We start from the raw sequence: 22,603 nt of genomic DNA on the forward strand, positions 1-22,603 counted from the left end.
TCAGGCCTGACGAATTTCTTTGTGTGGAACAATCAGGCGTGGTTCTTCGCCGCCTCCGATCAGAGCGGTAAAACGGTGTCGCTCTATCGCTCAGATGGCACCCCAGCAGGCACACGACGCATCAAGGATTTTCCGTGGCAGGAACGCGGTTCCATTTTCGAAAACCCCTTTGCCTATGAGAACCGCCTGTACTTCCAAGGACCCAATGCTGCCCTCGGGAAAGGCAGCCGAGTCTGGGTGACGGACGGCACCGAGGCTGGTACTCGGCCCATATCTGAAGACGGCAAAGATGTGTGTGATGAATCCAAGCCATTTCTGATCGGCGACCGTCTGGTGCTCTCGCTTCATGGCAACTACGAGAGGCATGGATTGGTGGCGCTCAATCTCCACACGGGCGTGACGGAAACCATCGCGGTGCCTTTTGACGGCTGGGAAGACTATACTGATGGCGCAGTGCTGAACGGTTCCATGCTGAAACTGGACTTATTTGGGAAGTCACTGTGGAGCATTGATGGCACACGCTCCGGATTGCAAAAGCTGGTGCTGCCGGGACTGCCGAGCTTTGAGAATGATGATGGCCTTAATCAATTCGTCTCCTTGCCGAATGGAGTGCTCATGCTGCCCAACGGTCAATTGAAGCCGCCATTGGAGTTGTGGCATACCGATGGAAAATCCGTCGCCAAAGTGGCATCATGGTGGCCTAGCAATCCTGCTTCTCAACTCTGGTTCGGTCGTGTCGGGGATCTTGGCTTGTTGCTCGCCCATGATCGCACCCGACGCTGCGGTTTGTGGTGCAGTGATGGCACGATTTCAGGCTCCAGGAACATCTTGGACAGCGATCCTTACAAGGATGGCTCCTTTTCTTTTTCTAGAGACAGACCTCCTAGTCCGGTGGTCGCCGGAGGACGGCTCTTCTATGTCATGGATGACGGCAAGCATGGCCTTGAGCTATGGTGCTCAGACGGCACCAAGGATGGCACCCACCTTGTAATCGACATTGCCTTTGGAAATGAAGATGCGGAAATTTTCAAACTGTTCCCGCTGAGCGATGGCCGCGTGCTGTTTCAACGCAAGAACGCAGACTCGGGCACAGACGTTTGGATCACAGATGGAACAGAGGACGGTAGCCGGAGACTCGCTGTCTTGAACCGGGCGACAGACATCGTTGCGGTGCTCAAGGGTATGATTCTCCTGGTCTCGGAAAATGATCAGTTCGGGCGAGAGTTGCACGCTCTGGACATCCCAGAACTAACCATGCCCGCAGCCGAGCCCAAATGACCTCGGCGCAAAGCTTGGGAATCCGTCCATGTTTTAGCCCGTCGTCCTCAATCCCGACGCAATCGCATTGATCGAAATCAGCAAATCTGACACCATCGCATCCGCAGCCTCCGTTTTGCCAGCCGCGGTGAGTCCACGCCACTCACGCAGCAGGGCGATCTGCTGGTGGTGCAGCACCTTGAGCGGTTCTTCGCGAATGTTCAACGTGTAGGCGAGGCGAGGGCGGCGTCCTTCAAAGGTGCCTTGGAAGAGGTCGTCGATGATGGAGCGGGTGGCCTCGTATTCGCCAAGGATGGTGCCGAGAAAGCGGTCACGCACGGCGGTGTCCTCCACCAGAGCGGCGTAGGCGCGCATCAGGTCGGTGTTGGCGCTCACGAGAGAGCTTTCGATGTTCGTGAGGACGTAGCGCAGGAAGGCCGAGCCGGGAATCGCCGCAGCGAGGGTTGCGTAGCTTTTGGGATCTTCGTTCTTGAGCTTGGTCAGGGCGCTGCCAGCACCGAACCAGCCGGGAAGATAGAAGCGTGACTGCGTCCATGAAAAGACCCATGGAATGGCGCGCAGATCATCAAGTGATGCCTGGCCCGTGCGGCGGGCGGGGCGTGAGCCAATGCGGGAGTTTTCCAAAGCATCGATCGGCGTGGCCTGTCGGTAGAACTTCATGAAGTCCGGCGCGTGCAGGAAGGCGCGATACGCATCGCGGCTGTCGGCGGCCAGTTTGTCAAAGAGCGGCTCCAGTTCGGGCGGGGCGCTGGATTCGGTGCAGCGATGGCGTGCGGTGGCTGCCGTGGCGGAGGCCATGAGCAGCTCGGCATTGTAAACAGCGGACCCAATGTGCGCGTATTTTTGCGCGATGGTCTCGCCCTGCTCAGTCATGCGCATGCCGCCGCTGAGGGAGCCATGCGGCAGCGCCTCCATGAACCAATGTGTGGGGCCCGCACCGCGGCCGACGGTGCCACCACGGCCATGGAAGAAGATCGGACGCACACCATGCCGATGGATCGTGGTGGAAAGCTCACGCTGCGCACGATGCAGCGCGCACTGGCTGGCCACGATGCCGCAGTCTTTGTTGGAGTCAGAGTAGCCGACCATCATCTGGAACACCGGCGTGCCACCCTTGCTCTGCGCAAGGAGACTGCGCTTGGCCACAGGATGCGAAAGAAACGCCTCAACAATGCCAGGGCCGGATTCGAGATCACCCATCGTTTCAAACAGCGGCACCACGGGCAGGGGACATACCAGTCCTTCTTCGCTCCAGGCCATGAGCCCGGCTTCACGGGCAAGAAGGAAGACGACGAGCATGTCTTCCACACAGCGTGTCATCGAGATGATGAGCGAGCCTAGACCCGCATTGCCATACTTGGCGCGGTGATCGGCCAGCACGCGGTAGCAGTCCAGCACCGTATCCGCTTCAGGTCCGGCAGAGATGCTAGGAGATAGGAAAGGACGGGGAGAGGCGAGCTCACGATCAAGCAACTCGCGCTTTTTCTCAATGCTCCAGTCGATGAAGGAACCACCGTCCAGCAGGCCCGCGGCACGCAGGAGTTGATCGAGCGCCTTCTCATGAAACGCAGAATTCTGCCGCACATCCAGCACGGCGGAGTGGAAACCAAAAGCAGTCAGATTGCGGCGGAATGGAACGATCTGCTCCTCGACGACGGCCTTGGAACCAACATCGAGCAGCGTTTGCGCGAGCACATCAATGTCAGCACGCAGTTCCTCCGGCTGCACATACGCGAACGGTGAAGCGGGCTTCTCGATGGCCAGCACAACCTTCGCGTGCATGAGGTAAACAGCGGCGCGCCACGGCTCCTCCTTGTTGCGCTCCAGAATGTAGGCAAGATCCACGCCCGGCTCGGTTTTGAGCTGCGCAGTGAGAGTTGCGATCAACTCCGTGAGCTGCGGCGGCGTGACCTGAAACAACGAACTCAGCGGCAGGTGGAAAGCGAGGGCTTCAAGCCCACGACGCTGCACTCGCAGCGCGTTCTTGCGCATGACCTGCAAGGCATGGCGCGTGACATCAGCCGTCACGAAAGGGTGCCCGTCGCGGTCGCCACCGATCCAGGAACCGAAACGGATCAGGGGCGGCAGAGAGTCCACCTCACTCACATCATACCCGGCCGCCTGCCAGGCTTCGCGCAGGTGCACATGAGCACGGGTGAGCGCCTCGGGAAACACATCGCGCAGATAATGCAGCGCGTTTTGCAGCTCGGCCTCGATGCTGGGGCGTGTGACGTGGATTTCGCCGGTGCGCCAGAGATTTTCGAGCTGGGTCTGCAGCTGGCTTTGCAGGCGGGCCTGCTCACGCGGCGTGTAGGCCGGGTTCTCATGACGGTTCATGAGGCTGTAGATCTCGCGGTGCAGCTCGCGCACCGTCTCGCGCTTGGCCTCGGTAGGATGCGCGGTGAGCACAGGTTCCACGCACACATCCCGCAGTGCGGCAAGGATGTCGGCTTCCTTCAGGCCGAGGGTTTGCAGTTGCTTCAAATTGTCCGCCCACAGGCCCTTTTCAGCCTCGGGTCCGCTCTTTTTCTCCCGCAAACGGCGGATTTGTGAGGCGGCCCGCTCCTCCACGATATTGAGCAGCTGAAAAGCGATGGAATAGGCCTGACCGAGGGAGCGGTTCGTCTTTTGCGGCACCCCGGTGCCGATCCAAGGCAGACTGGCCGCCAGTTCGGGTTCCCCCAGCTGCTTGAGAACGGCGGAGAAGGCCGCCATGAGGTAGCGCAGGTCGTCTTCGAGAAGTTGAAAGCCGAGGGTGCGGAGGTTTTGCGGGGGAGTTTCGGACATGGCTGGGTGGAGCTTGCGAATCAAAGCAGGAAGGATGCCTGATTCACAGAGCCATGTCGAAAGCCGATGGAAAAGGCAAGATCAAGCGGCAATCGCTGGAATGTCGGCTTTTAGACCGGGTAGGCCCACGGCTTACGGTACTCGCGCGCCATCAGCTTGCTGGCCTCCGCGTCCCCGATGATCAGCTCTTTCTCCGGATCCCACTGGATGCTGCGTCCCGCCTTGTAGCTGAGCATGCCGAGCAGCGGCAGACAGGTGGAACGGTGGGCGCTTTCGATGTCGGCGATGGGTTGCTTTTTCTTCTCGATGGCATCGATGAAATCGGCCCAGAGCAGGCCAATGTTATGACCATCCGGCTCCTGAAGCTGGTGGTTGCCGTGCTTTTCGCCTTCTTTGGGATTCACCGGGTAGAAGGTCCAGCCGTCGCGCCAGCCGATGTGCAGCACGCCTTTCTCGCCGTAAAAGTAGCAGCCGATCTTGTGCTTCTCGTTGTTGTTGTCGGCAAATTTGCGGTGCTCCCACACGGCGGTGAACTGCTCAAACTCAAACGTGGCCACCTGATGATCCGGCGCATCGGTGGTCTGCTCCTTGTCATTGAGCACGGCAGGACCGGCGATAGGCCGCCCCCCGGTGCAGAAGATTTTTTTCGGACCTTTCTCACCGCTCCAGAGCATGATCTGGTCCAGCCAATGCACGCCCCAGTCGGCCATGGTGCCGTTGGCGTAGTCGAGGAAATGGCGCCAGCCGCCGGGATGCAGCTTGGAATTGAACGGGCGCATCGGAGCCGGGCCGCACCACATGTCCCAGTCCATCCCTTCGGGCACCTGGCTGTTGGGCTTCGGCTGCTCGGGTCCGCCCTTGCTGTCGGCAAAAGCACGCACCATGCCCACTTTGCCCACGGCGCCGGACTTGAGGAAATTCATCGCCTCGACGTGATGCGGGCCGATCCGTCGGTGCAGTCCCACCTGCACCACGACGCCCGCTTCGCGTGCCGCTTTCACCATCGCCTTGCTCTCGTTGATGGTGTGCCCGGTCGGTTTCTCGACGTAAATATGAGCGCCCGCTTTGCAGGCGGCGATGGTTTGCAGCGCATGCCAGTGGTCCGGCGTGGCGATGATGACGATCTCCGGCTTCTCCTTGTCTAGCAGTTCGCGGTAGTCCTTGTAGAGCTTCGGGTCGTCGCCGGAGATTCCATTCACCGTGTCACCGGCGTTGGAGGCCACGTCTTCATGCACGTCGCACAAGGCGCAGACCTTGATGCGTCCGGAAGCCAGAGCCTCCTTCAAAATGTTCATCCCCCACCAGCCTGAGCCGATTAAGGCTGTGCGGTATTTCTTCGCCGGATCAGCGCCGAAGATGTGAAACGATGAAGCGGCAAACGCGGCGGTGCTGGCGGAAAGAAAATGGCGGCGGGAAGTCATGGTCAGGGAAGCGATGAAAGCATCGCGAGGCAAAGTACGCCAGCCGTTCGAGAGGCTTGCGGAGAATTGAGGCGGAGTGCTTTCGCGCTATGCAAACAGCTCCATCACCGCCTTGCCCTTGTCTCCCACTGTGAAGGGCCGGTTGCTGGGTGACATGACGACTTCGTCAATAGGCAGCCCCAAGCTCCAGCCGATCGTGGAAAGGAAATCCTGCGGGCTGGTCTGCTTGTCGGCCACCGCCATGCCTTCCTTGTCACTGGCCCCATGGATGTAGCCACCTTTGATGCCACCACCTGCGAGCAGCGTGGAAAAGACCTTCGGATGATGGTCCCGGCCACCGTTGTCATTGATCTTGGGACCACGGCCAAACTCAGAGCAAAGCACCACCAGCGTGCTTTCCAGCAGACCACGTTCCTTGAGATCTTCCAGCAATGCGGCAAGCGCCTGGTCCAGTTCGGCACCGTGTTCATCGAGACCGTCGTCGATGTTGTTGTGCATGTCCCAGCCGCCTTTGGCGACTTCGATGTAGCGAATCCCTTTTTCCACCAGACGCCGCGCCAGCAGGCAGCCCTGGCCAAATTTGTTCTTGCCGTACTTTTCCTTCAAGGCTTCCGGTTCTTCATCAAGGTGGAAAGCCTCCAGGTCCGTGCTGGACATGATGCTGACCGTTTTGTCATAGAACTGCGTGTAGCTCTTCACCTCTGAGGTCTTGAAGCGATCGCGGAATCCGGCGTCGAGTTGATCCAGCATGGCGAGGCGCTTGGTCATCTGCTCTGGGCTGGCTTCGCTCTTGGCATATTGCAGACCCACATCGGGATCAAGGATGGGCAGCGGAGAAAAGCTGGAGGGGAAGAAGCCGTTGCCGTTCTGCGGCTGGCGGTTCACGCAGACATTGGAGGGCAGCGTCTTGTGGCTGGAGCCCAGGAAGTGCTGCGCCCAGGCGCCGATGTTGGGATGCTTGATGGTTCCGCGCTCCTCGTAGCCGGTGCGGATGACGTACTGACCGGCGGCATGCACCCCCGTTTTGGAAGTCATGCTGCGGATGATGCTGAACTTGTCCGCATGCTTGGCGAGGTTCTCCATCGTTCCTCCCAGTTGAAAGTCAGCCTTGGTTTTGATCGGCGCTTTCGGTCCCTGCGTCGGGCCTTCCTTGGGGTCCAGCGTGTCGATGTGGGTCATGCCACCGATCATCTGGAGAAAGATGACGTTCTTGGCCTTGCCAAAGCCGGAGCCCGTAGGCGCGGCTGTCTTGGCGGCTTCGGCTGCAAAGGCGCTGCCGCCGAGACCGTGCAGCACGGTGACGCCGAGTGCGGCGCTGGCCCAGCGTTCGCAAAACGCACGACGGGAAATGGGATCAAGCTGGTTGTGAAGATTCATGGCAGGAAAGGGTGAGAGGTTATTCCACGAAGATGAATTCACGGGTGTTGAAGAGCACCCAGGTCAGATCGCGCATGGTCATGCCGTTGCTAAGTCCCGCCGTGGCGCTGGCCAGTTCGTCGGGCTTGGGTTTGCGGCTGAAGAAGCTGAGGTAAAGGCTCTCCACCTGCTGCTCCGGTGTCTTCTGCGCGCCGGCCGTTTTCACCACGAGAGAATCATTCTGGCCGATGACACGCTGGGCCTCGCCATTCATGAGCATCAGCACCTGCGGGATGCTGCCTTCTTCGCTTTCACTGTCGGCGATCTGGCGGTCGCTCTGGCCAAACATGCGCAGGAAATGCTGATCCTTCTCCGGCTGCGGCAGCTCTGAGGCGCGTGCCAGCACCAGCCCGTCGCGCACTGGAGGAGCGAGGGTCAGGTCTTCTTCGCCGCCTTGATTCATCATGCGCTTTTTCCTGTTCTTGGGGTTGCCCGCAGCCTTGCCGCCGCCGAACTGGCGCATGCTCGCGATGGCGTTTTCGATCTGGCCTTTGATGACATCTGGCGAAGCCTCACCGCTCAAATCAACGGTCATGGCCTTGGCGTAGGTTTCGCCGCGATGGCCTTTGAATTTGTCCACGTCAGCACCGACGACGAGAGTAGCGCAGGAGTCCCAGGCCTGCTCGGCGGTCATGCGGCGAAGGATCGGGCCGGGGAAGAGGTAGGCGGTGTTGTCTGCCAGTTCATGGCTGGTGGCCTCACGCTGGTAGGTCTGGGTGTTGCACAGCACGCGCAGGAACTGCTTGAGGTCGAATTTCAGGCGCACCATTTCATTGGCCAGATGGTGCAGCAGCGCCGGATTCACGCTCGCATTCGGGTCATCCAGATCCGTGACCGGTTCCTTGACTCCGATGCCAAAGATGTGCTTCCACATGCGGTTGGCGATGGTCATGGCAAAACGTGGATTGTCCGGCGAAGTCATCCATTTGGCAAATTGGGCGCGCAGCTGCTCATCATGCTTGGTGGTCTGCACGCCCTGATAGGCCTTCTTGGTTTTGTCATCACTCCAGGTGATCAGCTTGGGAGTCACAAGATCCCCAGGCTTGGCATCTGGGTATTTGTAATCATCCGGCATCTTCAAATCATTCGTGCTGGAGTCTTCGACGGCCAGGGCATTGACTCGCAGGAGGTTCTTCGCCTGCTGCTGCAGCTTTTTGTCTCCCAGCGAGGCAATTACCTTGCGCATGCCCTGCATGCCTGCTCCCGCATTGCCTTTGGCCCCGTAGGTTTCCGTGGCACCAAAGAAGGCCGCCATTTCATAGAACTGGCGCTGTGTCCAGTCGGCAAAGGGATGGTCATGGCATTGCGCGCAGGATACGTTCGCACCAATGAAGGTGCTCAGCGTGAGGCTCAGATTGTCCAGTCGCATGCCGGCATCGCGTAGCAGGTAGCCGGTAGCTCCATTTTCCAGCAGCTTGCCGTCCGCCGTCATCATGGTGTAAACGAGTTTGTTCCATGGCACGTTCTCTCCGATCTGCTTCTTCAACCAGTCCTGATAGGTGTAGAAGCGCGCCTTCTGCGCCACATCCGCCATGCGCAGCATGTCGGCAAAGTAGTTGAAAAGGTGGCTGCGATAGCCCTCGGAGTCCAGCAAGCGGTCGATCACTTTCGCACGCTTGGAAAGGCTCGGATCATTGAGGAATTCCAGCGATTCCTCCCGCGTGGGAATGCGCCCTGCAAGATCCAAAAAGACGCGTCGCACGAACTGTTCGTCGGAGGCGAGCGGATTGGGTTTCTGCTCCGCTTTCTTCAGTCCGGCCTCCACAAGCATGTCGATCTGCGCCGCCGCCTGCGCCAGATTAGGGTCGGAGGGGATGCCAAGACCTTCAGGCTTCAGCGTTTTGGCCGCCTGCTGATCAGCTGCGGAGAGCTTGTCCAAGGAAAGGCGATAGACGTAGCCGTTGCGGACTTGGAGGAAGACGTTGCCGTTTTCAATACCACGGAAGGTCGCCTCCAGCTTTCGTCCCTGGGAGTCAGTCCAGGTACGGTAAACTTCATTGTCGGCCTGAAGGCCGGTGACGAGGAGTGCACAGGCAAGGGTGAGGCAAAGGCGCGTTTTCATGATGGAATCGTCCGCAGATCCGGGTCGATGGCCGGTTAAACGAAGAGGCCATCAGGAAGTTTCAGTTCTTTTACAAATCCTTTAGCCGGTGATGGATGCGGGCTTTGGACAATCCCAGAAGAGATCTTTGCCTATGGCAAAGAAAACCCACTTTCTCCCTCTCAATTGGTCTATATCCTTCCATGTCAGAGAAGTATTGTCAGTCGTCTCCTTCATGAATCCTCGGATCGCCCTTTTCACCTCCCTATTTTGTCTCTTCACCCTCGCAAGCTGCGAGACCCCGGCTCATCGTGCGCAGAGGTCCAAAGACGAGCGCTTCCTCACCGTCAAGCGGCCTGCCATGGCTGAAAAAATCATCGAGGACGTGGTGAAACTGCCCGAAGAAAAAGAACCCACCATGTGGGAAATCGCCCAGACCTTTCCTGCCTATGACTGGTCCATCAATGCCTTCCATCGCGATGGGCTGACCGAGGAAAAGGAGGATCACTTCATTCTCAAAGGCGACAAATCCCAGACGCCTGTCGAAATTAAGCAGATGGCCGATGCCAAGCCCCTCAAAGTGCAAATGGCCATCGGCCCGATTGATGATGGTTTCGGCTTCCGCAAACCGAAGCTTCACTACACTTTCAAGCGGGTGGAAGGCGGCTGGAAACGGACGGCCTGGCATGTGACTTGGCATGGCCCCTCCTCCAAGGACGGTGAGGAAGTGCCCCCGCTGAGCGAAGAGGAAAACCGGGAAAAGATCGAAAAAATCACCGGCGAACCCTACGTGGACGAAGTGGAGGCGGCGGCAGCGGCAATCATGACCACCGCATCGCTCTAAGCGAAGCACTCCCGGGCTTCAGTTCGTTTAGGAAGGCGCAAAACTCGCCCCGCTACGCAAACACCGGCGCAAACGAATCGATCAACGGCAGGAAAGCCTGCTTCGAAGCCTCGTAGTCGGTGCAGTTGTAGTCATGCAGGCTCACGCGCACCAGCCATGGAAACTGCGTCATCCGCAGGCAGACGATGCGGTAGTTGGTGTTCCGTTCGAGGCAGTCGCTCGCCGAAATGGCGGTCTCGCTTTCATCATGCTGCCATTCTTCAATGATCTCCCAGTGGTGATCGATCATCGCATGCAGATTGCGAATTTCCGTGTCACGCCAAGTCGCCAGGTCCGCTAGGGCAGAGGAGCAGGGGTTGGTTCGTGTGAAAACGGAGATGTAGGCCCCCTTGGTCCCGTCGCTGGCCTCGAAATAGAATGACCTCGGCCCATCAGTCAGAGGTTTCTGCACCCAGTCACATGGCAGCAGGATCTGCCATTGCTCGGTGCTGATGGTGTTGTAGTCGGGCATGGCTTGGTTTTCGGTGTCTTTTAGCAAATAAAAGACCTCGGATTTTATCATGAAGCAGGTCCCATTGGCAACAGATGTCCTGCTCGTTGGGTGCCTCAAGTTGCACCCGGCATTGTGGCTAAACGCTTGACGAAAGTCGCTCATGAAGTCAGTTCTGGCCGATGAACGTTCTCTCAACCAGCATTCCCTCATCCTTCCATCCTCGTCGTGCATTCGGTGCCGCCCTGCTCGGGTGTTTTCTCATGGCGGCAGGATGGACCAAGGCAGAAGAAACCGTCCCATTCCCCAAGCTTCCTGAAGGAGCTGGAGAGATCAGCCCGAAGGCTGCCAAGACCTTCACCGCCACAGAGTCTGGTTTGAAGTATCGCATTCTGCGCGCAGGCACCGGCGCCAAGCCCACTCCCCAGCAAAAGGTGGAGGTAAACTACCACGGCTGGCTGTTCAACGGCCGGGTCTTTGACAGCTCCTACATGCGCGGCATGCCGATCACCTTTGGCCTTAATCAAGTCATCAAAGGCTGGACCGAAGGCATGCAGCTCATTGGCAAAGGCGGCATGATCGAACTCGAAATCCCAGGCTACCTCGGCTACGGCCTGCAGGGCCAGCCCGGCTCCGGAATCCCACCTAATGCCACACTCCACTTCCTGGTGGAGCTGATCGACATCATGGAGTGAGGCAAGTCGTTGCGGTAGATGAGTAGAAGGCCCCGCTGACAAGCCTCAGCGCTTCATGAGCCACGCAAGCGATTGGGGCAGTTCCGCAGCCCAACAAGCGGAGTCGTGACCACCGTTGTATTCGTTGGCATAAATATCATGACCGCCATCTCTGAGCGCGGAGCTCAGACGCCGCACGGAATCGAGCTGGCTGGCCTTTTGCACCAATGGCGTGGGTGGGTGCGTGGCGTTCGTTTGCAATTCCTGCGTCCCCACGCTCATCCACATGCGCTGCGGTAGTACTGGCATCGTCGGGAGCGTGTTCAACAGCCACTCATCCTCCCACCATGCCGAGGGCGACTGAGCGAGAACACCGGCAAAGACACCCGGATGCCGTAGCGTCGTGAACACGGCCTGCAAGGCGCTCAAACTCAAACCACACAGGAACAGCCGTTCAAATTGCGCAACCTCTCGCTTGATCCACTGCGGCACCTCCTCAGCCAAGAAGGACGCAAAGGCCTCGTTGCAGGTGTAATCCGCATGACGTCCCGCCGCGCTCACATTCGGCAGATAGACACAAGCCACTGGCAGCAGCAGACCTGTGGCTTGTGCCTCGGTCAGAATCGCTGGAGCCTTCACCCGATTCGTATACAGCTCTCCGTCGAGGAAAAGCAGGCAGTCCTTGGGTGCTCCAGCAGCAGGATAATAAAATGCTTGCCGTGAGGCCGGCAGATGTGTGCTGGGTATTTTGTGTTCAGTAAACATGAGGTGGAAGCTTCTTTACCACCCGCTCTTCACATTCCATACCTCCACCAGATCTTTCGGCAGATCTGTTATGAATCGTGACGGGCGCATCATGATATCGCCATCACGGGCCTGGTGATTGATAACGGGATAAGTCAGATACAGTTCATCCTTCGCCCGGGTCACGGTCACGTAAAACAGGCGGCGTTCTTCTTCGAGTGCCGCGTCACCGCCTTCATCGATGGCGCGTTTATGGGGGAACATGCCGTCCGCCAGCCACACGGCGAAGACGACGTTCCATTCCAAACCTTTGGCCTGATGCCCGGTCGTGAGCGTCACGGCATCACGATCCTGCTGTTCCTGTTGAGCCGGTTTGTTGTCAGTGTCAACCCCGCTGAGCAGGGAAAGCTGGCTGAGAAATTCCAGCGGATCGGTGAAGCGGTCACTGAAGTTGCTGAGCTGTTCCAGGTCCTGCTGGCGCTGCTCGTAGTTCTTGAACTTGGCCTTCATGTAGTCCTCATACACGCCGTCGGTGATGCTGCGGATCATTTGCGCCGGGGCGGCGACCTTGCCCTCTTTGTCGATCAGTTCATCGAGCGTGTAGGCAAACTGCTCCCAGGTGGTCTTCGCCTTCTTCGGCACCTTCAGCGGCAGAAGCACTTCGGAGAAACTGGAGGGCATCGTCTCAGCCTTGGCGGCATCGGACTTGAGCCATTCCTGCCACAGCTTCGCGGCGCTGACATTGCCGATGCCTTCCACGAGGCGCACCATGCGCATGAAGCTCACCTCATCCTGGCGGTTGACGGCAAACTTCATGAACGCCGCCACATCCTTCACATGCGCCTGCTCAAAGAAGCGCAGCCCGCTGGTGATCTGAAACGGAATGCCGCGCTGCGTGAGTTCCATCTGGATTTCCATGCTGTGGAAATGCGCACGATAAAGCACCGCGATGTCATTGAGCTCCGTGCCTTCGTCCTGCAGTTCCAAAATCCGCTGCGCCACGAAGGCCGCCTGCGCTGAGGAACTGTCCAGCGAGACAAGCGCAGGCAGCATCCCCTTGGATTCGCGGGCGGGTACCAGGTTCTTCGGGATCTGCCCGCGGTTCATGGCGATGGCGGCATTCGCGAGGTTCAGCACCTCGGGCACGCTGCGGTAGTTCACCTCGATCTTGTGCACGCGGGCTCTCGGCCAGTGCTGATCGAATTCGAGAATGTTGGAAACGTCCGCCCCTCGCCAGGAGTAAATCGACTGCGCGTCATCACCCACCACCATGAGATTTCCCTGCGGTCCGGTGAGCAGCTCCACCATGCGACACTGCAGGCTGTTGGTGTCCTGATACTCATCGACAAGGACGAATTCAAACTGGTGGCGGTAGCGTTCCTGCAGGTCTTCATTTTCCTCCAGCAACTGCACCGTGAGCGCCAGCAGGTCGTCGAAGTCCATGCAGTTGGTCTCACGCTTTTTCTCCTGATAGAGCGTGCGCATCTTGAGGATGCCCGAGGCCACCTCTTCAAAGTAGGGATAGCGCGTGTGAATGATCTCCTTGAGGCTGCAGAGCGTGTTGTCAGCCAGCGAGAAGATGTCTCCCAGCACTTCGGCCTTGGGAAAGCGGTACGTGGTGGTGTCGATGCCGCTGCTGCCCAGCACCGTTTCCATGAGGTCCTTCTGATCCTCGCGGTCCATGATGGAGAAGCCTTTGCGGTAGCCAAGGCGCTCCGCGTTGTAGCGCAGAATGCGGTTGCCGATGGAATGGAAGGTGCCGCCCCAGATGCGGGTCGCATCTTGAGTGACGAGCTCTTGCACCCGATGCTGCATCTCACGCGCGGCCTTGTTGGTGAAGGTCAGCAGCAGGATCGATTCCGGCTGGATGCCGTTGTCCAGCAGCCACGCGACTCGATACGTCAGTGTGCGCGTCTTGCCGCTGCCTGCCCCCGCAATGACCAGCGCCTGCCCCGGTGGACTCGTGACCGCCTCATACTGCTGCTCGTTGAGCTCCGCCTTGTAGTCAATGCGGTTGCTGGGTTCGTGCGTGCTGTGCAGCGTGTAGTTGCGGGCCATCGTGGAAGTAGAAGGGGGTGGTTCAGGAGTCAAGATCGCTCAACCTTGACCTCTTCTCACTTCGGCACCTGAATCAACCCCGCCCCGACTGCCGTGGCGGGGGCTTGCAGCGGCTCTGCCGTCCGTGTGAGCAGTGGAATGATGTTCGGACCGTAGTAACCGCGGCCCAGCAGATAGGCCACGACCCCGCTGGTGATCGCCGTGGCCTGCGACGTGCCGCTGCCGATGACGAGTTTGTTGTCGGCATAGCCGGAAACGATGCCGACTCCGGGAGCCACAAGGGTGAGGCCCGCACCGGAGTTGGAGAAATAGGCCTGAGTACCATTGGCATCCACGGCCCCCACGCTGAGCACACCGGGAATGCCGGCCGGCATGGAGAGAGAAGTAAGCTGCTCATTGCCTGCTGCGGCGACGATCACGACATTGCGGCTTTGCGCATAGCGCACCGCTTCATCCAGCACAGGGGAGTCGCCATTGGCACCGAGGCTGATGTTGATCACACGCGCACCGAGATCGGTGGCTTTGATGATGGCGGATGAAACCAGCGCGGTGTTGCTCTCGCCGTTCGTGTCTGCCACCCGGATGTCCAGCAGTTTGACCGCCGGAGACACGCCGCTGACGTTCGGGTCATTTCCTGCGATGAGCGAGGCCATCGCGGTGCCGTGTCCATTGAAGGCGCTGCCGTCGTTGACGAGGTCGTAGTGGGTGATCTTCGCATTCGCGAGTGAGGGGTGGCTGGTGATGCCAGAATCGATGACTGCGACAGTGACGCCTTGACCCCAGGCGGAACGGTCGCCGCTGGCACCAATGACATCCAATCCCTGGCTGCGAAATGGGGCCTTCCCACCCGGATTTGATGTGTCGGATTCCGCAATGGGAGGCGGCAAACCGGGAATGCGGGTGATGAGATTCGGGCCGACATGGGTGTACTCCTCGGCATGCGCATTGAGATCCCGTTCCAGCGCGGTTGTGTCTCGGAAACGGACACGGGCGGTGCGCAGTTTGACATCGTAACCGATCAGTTCGAGCCCGAGGGATGCGGCGCGGTCCCGAAAGGCTGCGAGCGCCTCCGGCGTGCGGAAGGTGAGGAGCGCTTCGTTCGGCGTGGAGCCGGGCACGTTGAGCGTGGCGATGGTTGGCGTGGCGGCCGGACTGAAGGGGGCAGGGGAGGCCAACACAGGTACTTGTGGCATTGCCGTGAGCGCGGGTGGGGAGCCGGACTTCAGGCTGTGTTTTGCTGGCGTCGCCCCGGCTTTGAAGGAAGGCTCGACATTGGAAACCCAGAACAGCCACAGCATCGAACCTGCCATGATCAGCACGGCGGTGGCGAAAAACAGGACTGGCAGGCGGTTGGGGCGCATGAAGGGGAAAAGTCTCGCACATCGGCGCGCTGGCGCGAGTTCTGCTTTTGCGGAAATGCGCGGCACTTTTCCGAACAAGAACCTTGTTGTGACTCCGCGCACTCCCTAACTTAGCCACCATGTCGCAAAAGAAAGAAGCCTGGGGATCACGTCTTGGAGTCATCATGGCCGTCGCGGGCAGCGCGGTGGGCCTGGGCAATTTCCTCCGCTTTCCCGGCCTTGCTGCACAGTATGGCGGCGGTGCCTTCATGCTGGCCTATGCGACTTCATTCCTGATCATCGGCCTGCCGATCGGCTGGGCGGAATGGGCGATGGGACGCTATGCAGGCAGCAAGGGCTACAATTCCGCACCCGGGGCCTTCGCGGTGATCTTGAACAAGCGCTGGGCCAAGTACATCGGCATCATCGGGGTCATTGTGCCGGTGATGATCTACATGTACTACGTGTTCATCGAGTCCTGGTGCCTGGGCTATGCGGTGAAGTTTTGGACGGGGGGCGTGGATTTGAAATCGACAGAGCAGGCGGTGGCGATGTTTAAAAGCATGAGCGGGCAGGTTGGCGACGGCTCTGCGCTGTCGTTTTCGTGGGACACTGCGCTGCCATGGCTGGTGGGGGTTTTTGTGTTCAATTTTTGGCTTATCTACCGTGGAATTTCCGGGGGCATCGAGAAGATGTGCAACTACGGCATGCCCATGCTGATCGTGCTGGCACTGATGGTGCTGGCGCGTGTCATGACACTGGGGGCGCCGGATCCTGCGAAGCCGCACGACAATGTGGTGAACGGCCTGGGCTACATGTGGAATCCGAGCAAGGTGAAGATCGAGCGAACGCAGCCTGCGCCGGGTGAGGCCAGGGTGGTGGAGGAACTGGTGGGTTCGGCGGCCATCACGGCAGCGGAGCAGAAGGTGGCAGCGAGCGGCGGCGCGTTGAAACTGGTCACCATCACCCCATGGCAGCAGCTGCAAAATCCGCTGCTGTGGATGGCGGCTGCGGCGCAGATTTTTTTCAGCCTCTCCGTGGGTTTTGGCGTGATCATTGTGTATGCGAGCTACCTGCAAAAGAAGGACGACGTGGTGCTCAGCGGCCTGACGGCGAGCAGTGCGAACGAGTTCTGCGAGGTGGCGCTGGGTGGACTGATCACGGTGCCGGCGGCGGTGGCGTTTCTGGGGCTGGCTTCCGTGGCGGGGCAGGGGACGTTTGGCCTCGGTTTCACCGTGCTGCCGCTGGTGTTTGCCAAGATGCCGCTGGGTGCGTTCTTCGGCGGGGCCTTCTTCTTCATGCTCTTCCTTGCGGCAATCACGAGTTCGATCTCCATGTTGCAGCCGGGGATCGCCTTCCTTGAAGAAGCGATGAATGTGGGCCGCAAGGTCAGCGTGACGATCCTTGGCATGCTCACCACGCTGGGCACGGGGTTTGTGGTGTATTTCACCAAGGATCTTAAGGCGCTCGACACGCTGGACTTCTGGGTGGGAACTTTCCTCATCTTCATTCTCGCCACGATCCAGATCATCATCTTTGGCTGGCATTGGGGCATCGAGCGCGGCCTGCGCGAGGCGCATCAAGGGGCTGCCATTCGCATCCCCCGCTTCTTTGGCTGCATCATGAAATGGATCTGCCCGGTGTTTCTGCTGGCGATCTTTATCATGACGGTGCTCACCAGCATCTTCGGCTTTGATCTCAGCACCCGGACCTTCGGCAGCGTCTCATCCTACGTGGCGGATCTCATCGGCGATGTGAAGGACGGCAAAGTGAGGGAGACGAATTTGGCCGCTCAGCTCAGCGTGGCCCTGGTGATCGTCGTGGCCATCTACTTCGGGCTGCTTTCCTCCCGTTCCAAGGCCTACCAGCGCGCCGAGCAGGGCCTGGACAAACACGACTGATTGCGAACCCTGAACTCCTCCTATCCATGACCACTTCCGGCCTCATCGTCATGCTGCTTTCTGTCGGCACCGTCGCCACCTTGTTTGGCTGGTGCATCTACAAGGTGCTCACCACTCCGAACGAAACGGAGAAGGTGCATGGTGTGGAGTTCCACACGCCGGACATGGATGCGGACAGCTAGATTTTAATGTTTTATCTGATGTGATTGGGTCGAGTGAAAACAAAGGAGGACGATGATGACCCTTATTTTTTCACGGGCTGATTCAAGAATGCGGTGGTGAGAGCGTATTGGGAGGGTGATCGCGCGCTTCACAGCTTTGCTATGCCTGCCGGTGTTTGCCATGGCAGGGAGTCCGCCTGTGGCGGAGGGGCTGTGGTCGTTGAAGGCGTTTGCGGTGCAGAAGGTGCCGGAGGTAAAGATGACCGAGTGGCCGAGGTCGCGGGTGGATGAGTTTGTTTTGGCGCGGTTGGAAAAGGAGGGGCTGGTGCCAAATGAAGAGGCGGAACCGCTGACGCTGCTGAGGCGGGTGTACTTTGATTTGATCGGGCTGCCGCCGCCGCTGGAGGTGGTGGAGGGATTTCATATTTCGAAGTTTCCGACGGTGGTGGACGGGCTGCTGGCCTCGCCGGAATTTGGTGTGCGCTGGGGACGGCACTGGCTGGATGTGGCGCGCTATGCGGAGACGAGCGGCAACACGCGCAACATGGCCTATGTGCTGGCCTGGCGTTACCGGAACTATGTGGTGCGTGCGTTGAACCGGGACACGCCGTTTGATGAGTTCATTCGCGAGCAGATCGCGGGGGATCTGCTGCCGGCTGCCGCTGATCCGCTGCGGCGTGATGATCAGCTTCTGGCCACCGGCTTTCTTAATGTGGGGGTGAAGTCGCTCGGGGAGTCAGACCTGATGCTCTACGATATGAATGTGGCGGATGATCAGATCGATGCGACGTGCCATGCGTTTCTCGCGCTGAGCGCGAACTGCGCACGCTGCCATGACCACAAGTTTGATCCGATCCCCACGGCGGACTATCACGCGCTGGCGGGCATTTTTCGGAGCACGCAGAATTTGTCCGGGGTGGAGACGAACAACGTGAAGAAGGAGGCGGAGGCGATGCCGCTGGGGCGCGATGGCGTGCAGCGGATGCTGGCGGTGAAGCAGCATGAGAAGGTCATTGCCGACATGCAGAAGGACTACGCGGAGGTGGCGAAGAAGCGCAACACGATGAGAGAAGAACTGGTGAAGGCGGGGATTGATCCGGCGAAGAAACCGGCGGTGATGCCGAAGGAGATGATTGAGAAAATGAGCACGCTGACGGTGCTGGAGAAGGATGTGGGCGAGTGGCAGAAGAAGCTGGCGGAAATGCAGAAGAGCATGCCGGTGGCACCCCCTGTGGGGATGTCTGTGCGCGATGCGGAGACCCCGCTTGATTGCCCTGTCTTTGACAAAGGTGAGGTCAAGAAGCCGCTGGCTGCGGTGAAGCGTGGGGCGCTGTCGGCGATTCCCGTGAAGCTAGCGACCATCGGCCCGAAGGAGAGCGGGCGCAGGCAACTGGCGGACTGGATAGCGAGTCCGCAGAATCCACTGACGGCGCGGGTGCTGGTGAACCGCGTGTGGCTGCATCTGTTTGGTCGGGGGCTGGTGGGGACGCCGGATGATTTTGGCCGCATGGGCATGCAGCCGACGCACCCGGAGCTGCTGGATGATCTGGCAGCGCGGTTTGTGAAGGAGGGGTGGTCGGTCAAGGCGCTGATTCGTGAACTGGTGCTGACGCGTACTTATCAGATGAGCTCAAGTACGCGCTCAGAAGTGGCGCAGGCAAAGGACCCGACGAATCTGCTGCTGTGGCGTGCGAACCGAAAGCGGCTGGAGGCGGAACCGCTGCGTGATGCGCTGCTGGCGCTGGGCGGTACGCTGGATCTGACGCCGCGTGAGGGATCGCCGGTGGCGGACAAGGCGAAGGCCATCACTCCGCAGGGACGCGAGGTGGGACGGAAACATTTCCTCAATGACCTGCAGGACGACACGACGCACCGGAGCATTTATCTGCCCATTGTGCGCGGGGCGCAGATGCCCATGATGCAGTGTTTCAATGCGGCGGATCCGGGGCTGGTGGTGGGCGGGCGCTCGGCGAGCATCACGCCGGTGCAGTCGCTGCTGCTGATGAACAGCGAGCAGGTGATGCGGCAGGCGGAGGGGTTATCAAAGCGGCTGGGCGGAGGGAGCGCGGAGGAGAAGATCGTGAGCGCGTGGAAGATGGCCTGCTGCCGGGTGCCGACGGTGGAGGAGAGGGAGATGATGAAGGGTTTTTTGGCGAGTGCGGGAGATACGCCGAGCGGTTGGGCGCAGCTGTGCCATGCGCTGATGCAGAGCGGGGAGTTTCAGGTGGTTTATTGAGATGATGCGAACCTCGCCGCCAGTGAGCTGTTGTTCGATGAGGAACTACCTGATGAGCATCCAGAGTGACATGGCCATCATCATGAGATTTTCGGTCAGGGAAATAAATCCCAATGGGACTTTGCTGCCGCCACCAACGCAGGCGCAATTGAGATCGCGCTTTTCAATGTACACAGCTTTGAATACAGAGACGGCGCCCACTGTGCTGGCTGTCAGCACGATTGGAGCCGCGAGCCAGGTCAGCACATTGGCAAGCATGAGAACTCCTCCAAGCGTCTCGATGAAGGCATACACGGAGGCATAAGGCACGTAGTGCCGGGCCAGCAAATCATACTGAACGAAGCCGGTGGCGAAGGACTGAAGATCGCGCAATTTCAGGATGCCCAAAACGCACATGCTGAATGTCACAAACAACACTGCCAGATGACCGGGAGCAATGGTGCGATAGGCAGCCCAGCTCTGCGCAAAGGCCATCAGCAGAGTGATCGAAAAAACCGCAATGATGGGCTGGTAGGTCTGGCCATCTTTGGGATCCGGGGGCAGTCCAAGATGCTTGCGAAGGGCATCGTAGCCGCCGATGTGCTCTCCGGCGATGGATATCTGCGGAGTCTCGTCGACGTGGTGCTCTTTTTTGTACTGTTCGTTTTCTTCTTCGCTGGTCAGGTGATGGTCGTCGACGGCATAACCGTGCCGCTTCAAGAGATCGAGGGCCTTCAATCCCCACGGGCACAAATGACTGGGCGTGACCATTCGATGGATGCTGGCTTTGGTTTTCATTTCGAATTATCGGGTTTTGTTTCCCTGGTTGCTGCAGATTCAGCCCTCATTGGTCGCCCTGCGCATCGGCGCTAGTCCACGGGGACCAGCAGTGTGCGAATCACCCGCTCCTCCGGATTCTCAAACCAGGTGAAGAGTGTTTTGATGATCGTGGGGAAGCCCAGGCTCTCATGCTTTTCATGGGACGTCTCGATGGCCGACTTGAGGTAGTCGAGCTCATAGGTGCTGGCATCCACGCCGTCCGGCCGGGGCTGCTCCCGCAGCTCGGCGAGCACATGCCGGATGAATTCGTCCACCTCCTCCGGGCTGCGCCCGTCCTGCAGTTCCAGCCGGATGCGCAACGTTCTGGCACAGGCAAGAAGAGCCCCCAGGTCTTCCTCAAAGCGCTGGGCCAGCGTGTTCCATTCGTGCCGGACCGGCAGGTCGAGTCCGGCTGCCTTGTCGCGCAACGCGGTCAGGGATGTTTCCAGGTTTGAAGCCTCGTCTTGCAGCGTGTTCCATGCCTGCAGGGCGCGCTCGATGTCCTCCTGAGCATATCTGCCCCGAGGAGCAAGATCGGTTTCGGAGACTAGGTGATGAATGCGTTGCAGGCATTCCTCCGCGCGGTTCCATTGTTCGGTTAATTCGGGAACCTCTGCGTGCTTGGCCCCAAAATCGCGCCCGCGCTGGACATCCGTGCGGAGGTTATTTTCCACCTGTTTGAGCCGGGCTGAATTGTCCGCAAATCCGGCCTCCAGCCGGGTGAGAATCGCATGAGGTGTGACAAAATACATGGGAGGAGAAAGGGTTGAATTTGGGTGTAGGCAGACTTCGGCCCCATATTATGAGCCACGTGAATTATAGATGGATCGCGAGTGACGAGCGCGCTGGACGCACGGAATGGCGGGTCTGTGGGATGGCGGAATCGGAGGGGGCAGGCCTTCGACAAGATTCGCTCCCCAGCAGCGTATGTGTCAGACATGGGTCCGCTTTCCACCCGCCGTCATCTTCTCAGCGCTTCCAGCGCCGGGTTTGGCATGCTGGCGCTGCGAGGTCTGTTTGGGGCGAATGAGCAGACGGCGGCGAGGATGAATCCGCTGGTGCCGGTGCAGACGCATTTTCCGGCGCGGGCGAAGCGGGTGATCTTTTTGTTCATGCAGGGCGGGCCGTCGCAGGTGGACACGTTTGATTTCAAACCGGCGCTGACGAAGCAGCATGAGGTGCCGAATGCGAAGGGGAGCACGAATGTGTATTACCAATCGCCGTGGGAGTTTAAGGCGCGGGGGCAGAGCGGGATGCTGATTTCGGATCTGCTGCCAAACATCGCGCGGCATGCGGATGACCTGTGCGTGATCAATTCGATGCACACGGATCACAATGCGCATCCGCAGGCGATATTGCAGATGAACACGGGGAGCTTTGCGTTTACGCGGCCGAGCGTGGGCTCGTGGTGTGTGTATGGGCTGGGCACGGAGAATCAAAATCTGCCGGGCTTTGTGACGATCAATCCGTCGTTTTCGGGCGGTGGGCCGCTGAAGCATGGCTGCGCGTTTTTACCGGCGGTGTGCGGCGGGACGGCGATCGGCCAGGACAGCGGGAATGGCGCGAGTCCGGATTCACCGGCGACGTCGCTGAAGGATATTCAACTGCCGTTCATGAAGAATGCGCGACTGGATGTGACGGTGCAGCGGCGGCAGCTGGATCTGGTGCAGTCGCTGAACCGGCAGAGGCTGGCGCAGGATGGGAGCAATGAGGCGCTGGAGGGACTGATCACTTCTGCGGAGCTGGCTTTCAATATGCAGCGGGAGATGCCGGAGGTGATGAACCTGAACAAGGAGAGCCGGGCGACGCAGGAGATGTATGGGATTGGTGATGGGAAGGTGACGGATCAGATCGGGCGTGCGTGCCTGATGGCACGGCGTTTTGCGGAGGCGGGGGTGAGGTTCATCCAGGTGAACCATGAGTTCTGGGATGATCACAGTGACATTTTCAAGGGGCACCCGCAGCATGCGCGGGAGACGGACCAGCCGGTGGCGGCGCTGCTGACGGATCTGAAGCAGCGCGGGCTGCTGGAGGACACGCTGGTGCTGTGGGGCGGTGAGTTTGGGAGGCCGCCGCTGCTGAACAAGAACAAGGGGCGCGACCATGATCACCTGGGCTTCACGATGTGGATGGCGGGCGGTGGAGCAAAGCCGGGGATCCGGTATGGGAGCACGGATGAAACGGGAATGAAGGCGGAGCAGGACAAGGTGCATCTGCATGATCTGCATGCGACGATGCTGCACCTGCTGGGGCTGGACCATGAGAGACTGACGTATCGCTATGCGGGAAGGGATTTCCGACTGACGGATGTGTTTGGTGAGGTGAAGCGGGGGCTGATGGCGTGAATTATGAATGATAATGGAGGAGTGGTGGCTTTTAGCGAGGGGCAAGGTCGTCATCGGCCTGTTTTAGAA

The 22,603-nt window shown here is 59.3% G+C and carries 17 protein-coding genes; 7 read left to right on the forward strand and 10 right to left on the reverse strand.

What is annotated here, in order from left to right; all coding sequences use genetic code 11:
* The first annotated feature begins 21 nt into the window (after window positions 1-21).
* The gene (locus AC3RLQ_RS06355; protein ID WP_493035395.1) at window positions 22-1,278 is read left to right on the forward strand and encodes a hypothetical protein; all 1,257 of its coding nucleotides are present in this window, start codon (window positions 22-24) and stop codon (window positions 1,276-1,278) included.
* A gap of 33 nt (window positions 1,279-1,311) precedes the next feature.
* Here AC3RLQ_RS06355 and AC3RLQ_RS06360 read toward each other — a convergent pair whose 3' ends face one another.
* The 4 genes from AC3RLQ_RS06360 to AC3RLQ_RS06375 all read right to left on the reverse strand — a co-directional run bounded on the left by AC3RLQ_RS06360 (window position 1,312) and on the right by AC3RLQ_RS06375 (window position 8,964).
* Window positions 1,312-4,065, reverse strand: a complete 2,754-nt coding sequence (locus AC3RLQ_RS06360) for a phosphoenolpyruvate carboxylase (RefSeq protein ID WP_493035397.1) — start codon at window positions 4,063-4,065, stop codon at window positions 1,312-1,314.
* 110 nt (window positions 4,066-4,175) lie between these two features.
* Window positions 4,176-5,486 carry a Gfo/Idh/MocA family protein gene (locus AC3RLQ_RS06365; protein ID WP_493035399.1) on the reverse strand — a complete coding sequence of 437 codons (1,311 nt, stop codon included), beginning with the start codon at window positions 5,484-5,486 and terminating at the stop codon, window positions 4,176-4,178.
* Window positions 5,487-5,573: 87 nt separating this feature from the next.
* Window positions 5,574-6,863 (reverse strand): DUF1501 domain-containing protein, encoded by a 1,290-nt coding sequence (locus tag AC3RLQ_RS06370; RefSeq protein WP_493035401.1) that lies wholly within the window; start codon window positions 6,861-6,863, stop codon window positions 5,574-5,576.
* A gap of 19 nt (window positions 6,864-6,882) precedes the next feature.
* On the reverse strand, window positions 6,883-8,964 hold the full coding sequence (locus AC3RLQ_RS06375; protein ID WP_493035403.1) for a DUF1549 domain-containing protein: 2,082 nt from the start codon (window positions 8,962-8,964) through the stop codon (window positions 6,883-6,885).
* Window positions 8,965-9,178: 214 nt separating this feature from the next.
* Here AC3RLQ_RS06375 and AC3RLQ_RS06380 point away from each other — a divergent pair, with 214 nt between their 5' ends.
* On the forward strand, window positions 9,179-9,787 hold the full coding sequence (locus tag AC3RLQ_RS06380) for a hypothetical protein (protein ID WP_493035405.1): 609 nt from the start codon (window positions 9,179-9,181) through the stop codon (window positions 9,785-9,787).
* Between the two features lie 52 nt (window positions 9,788-9,839).
* Here AC3RLQ_RS06380 and AC3RLQ_RS06385 read toward each other — a convergent pair whose 3' ends face one another.
* Window positions 9,840-10,349 carry a hypothetical protein gene (locus AC3RLQ_RS06385; protein ID WP_493035407.1) on the reverse strand — a complete coding sequence of 170 codons (510 nt, stop codon included), beginning with the start codon at window positions 10,347-10,349 and terminating at the stop codon, window positions 9,840-9,842.
* A gap of 191 nt (window positions 10,350-10,540) precedes the next feature.
* Here AC3RLQ_RS06385 and AC3RLQ_RS06390 point away from each other — a divergent pair, with 191 nt between their 5' ends.
* Entirely contained in the window at window positions 10,541-10,972 is a 432-nt protein-coding gene (locus tag AC3RLQ_RS06390; protein WP_422315415.1) for an FKBP-type peptidyl-prolyl cis-trans isomerase, read from the forward strand.
* Between the two features lie 45 nt (window positions 10,973-11,017).
* On the opposite strand, the gene AC3RLQ_RS06395 is transcribed toward AC3RLQ_RS06390, so the two are convergent.
* The 3 genes from AC3RLQ_RS06395 to AC3RLQ_RS06405 are packed head-to-tail and all read right to left on the reverse strand — an operon-like array spanning window position 11,018 to window position 15,114.
* Window positions 11,018-11,716 carry an alpha/beta hydrolase gene (locus AC3RLQ_RS06395; RefSeq protein WP_493035410.1) on the reverse strand — a complete coding sequence of 233 codons (699 nt, stop codon included), beginning with the start codon at window positions 11,714-11,716 and terminating at the stop codon, window positions 11,018-11,020.
* A gap of 15 nt (window positions 11,717-11,731) precedes the next feature.
* Complete coding sequence (locus tag AC3RLQ_RS06400; RefSeq protein WP_493035412.1) at window positions 11,732-13,753, reverse strand: ATP-dependent helicase; 2,022 nt, start codon at window positions 13,751-13,753, stop codon at window positions 11,732-11,734.
* A 56-nt stretch (window positions 13,754-13,809) separates the two neighbouring features.
* Entirely contained in the window at window positions 13,810-15,114 is a 1,305-nt protein-coding gene (locus AC3RLQ_RS06405; RefSeq protein ID WP_493035414.1) for a S8 family peptidase, read from the reverse strand.
* Window positions 15,115-15,233: 119 nt separating this feature from the next.
* On the opposite strand from AC3RLQ_RS06405, the gene AC3RLQ_RS06410 reads away from it, so the two are divergent.
* The 3 genes from AC3RLQ_RS06410 (at window position 15,234) to AC3RLQ_RS06420 (ending at window position 19,391) form a co-directional block, all read left to right on the forward strand.
* On the forward strand, window positions 15,234-16,994 hold the full coding sequence (locus tag AC3RLQ_RS06410; protein ID WP_493035416.1) for an SLC5/6 family protein: 1,761 nt from the start codon (window positions 15,234-15,236) through the stop codon (window positions 16,992-16,994).
* 26 nt (window positions 16,995-17,020) lie between these two features.
* Window positions 17,021-17,176, forward strand: a complete 156-nt coding sequence (locus AC3RLQ_RS06415; protein WP_493035418.1) for a hypothetical protein — start codon at window positions 17,021-17,023, stop codon at window positions 17,174-17,176.
* A gap of 115 nt (window positions 17,177-17,291) precedes the next feature.
* Window positions 17,292-19,391, forward strand: a complete 2,100-nt coding sequence (locus AC3RLQ_RS06420; protein ID WP_493035420.1) for a DUF1549 and DUF1553 domain-containing protein — start codon at window positions 17,292-17,294, stop codon at window positions 19,389-19,391.
* A 45-nt stretch (window positions 19,392-19,436) separates the two neighbouring features.
* Here AC3RLQ_RS06420 and AC3RLQ_RS06425 read toward each other — a convergent pair whose 3' ends face one another.
* Both AC3RLQ_RS06425 and AC3RLQ_RS06430 read right to left on the reverse strand, forming a co-directional pair.
* Window positions 19,437-20,168: a MauE/DoxX family redox-associated membrane protein gene (locus tag AC3RLQ_RS06425; RefSeq protein ID WP_493035422.1), complete on the reverse strand. Its 732-nt coding sequence runs from the start codon at window positions 20,166-20,168 to the stop codon at window positions 19,437-19,439.
* A 71-nt stretch (window positions 20,169-20,239) separates the two neighbouring features.
* Window positions 20,240-20,941, reverse strand: a complete 702-nt coding sequence (locus tag AC3RLQ_RS06430) for a hypothetical protein (RefSeq protein WP_493035424.1) — start codon at window positions 20,939-20,941, stop codon at window positions 20,240-20,242.
* A 186-nt stretch (window positions 20,942-21,127) separates the two neighbouring features.
* Here AC3RLQ_RS06430 and AC3RLQ_RS06435 point away from each other — a divergent pair, with 186 nt between their 5' ends.
* Window positions 21,128-22,534 carry a DUF1501 domain-containing protein gene (locus AC3RLQ_RS06435; RefSeq protein ID WP_493035426.1) on the forward strand — a complete coding sequence of 469 codons (1,407 nt, stop codon included), beginning with the start codon at window positions 21,128-21,130 and terminating at the stop codon, window positions 22,532-22,534.
* The last annotated feature ends 69 nt before the right edge of the window (window positions 22,535-22,603 follow it).

The organism is Prosthecobacter sp. GW821-HT29F12 (genome assembly GCF_058803405.1).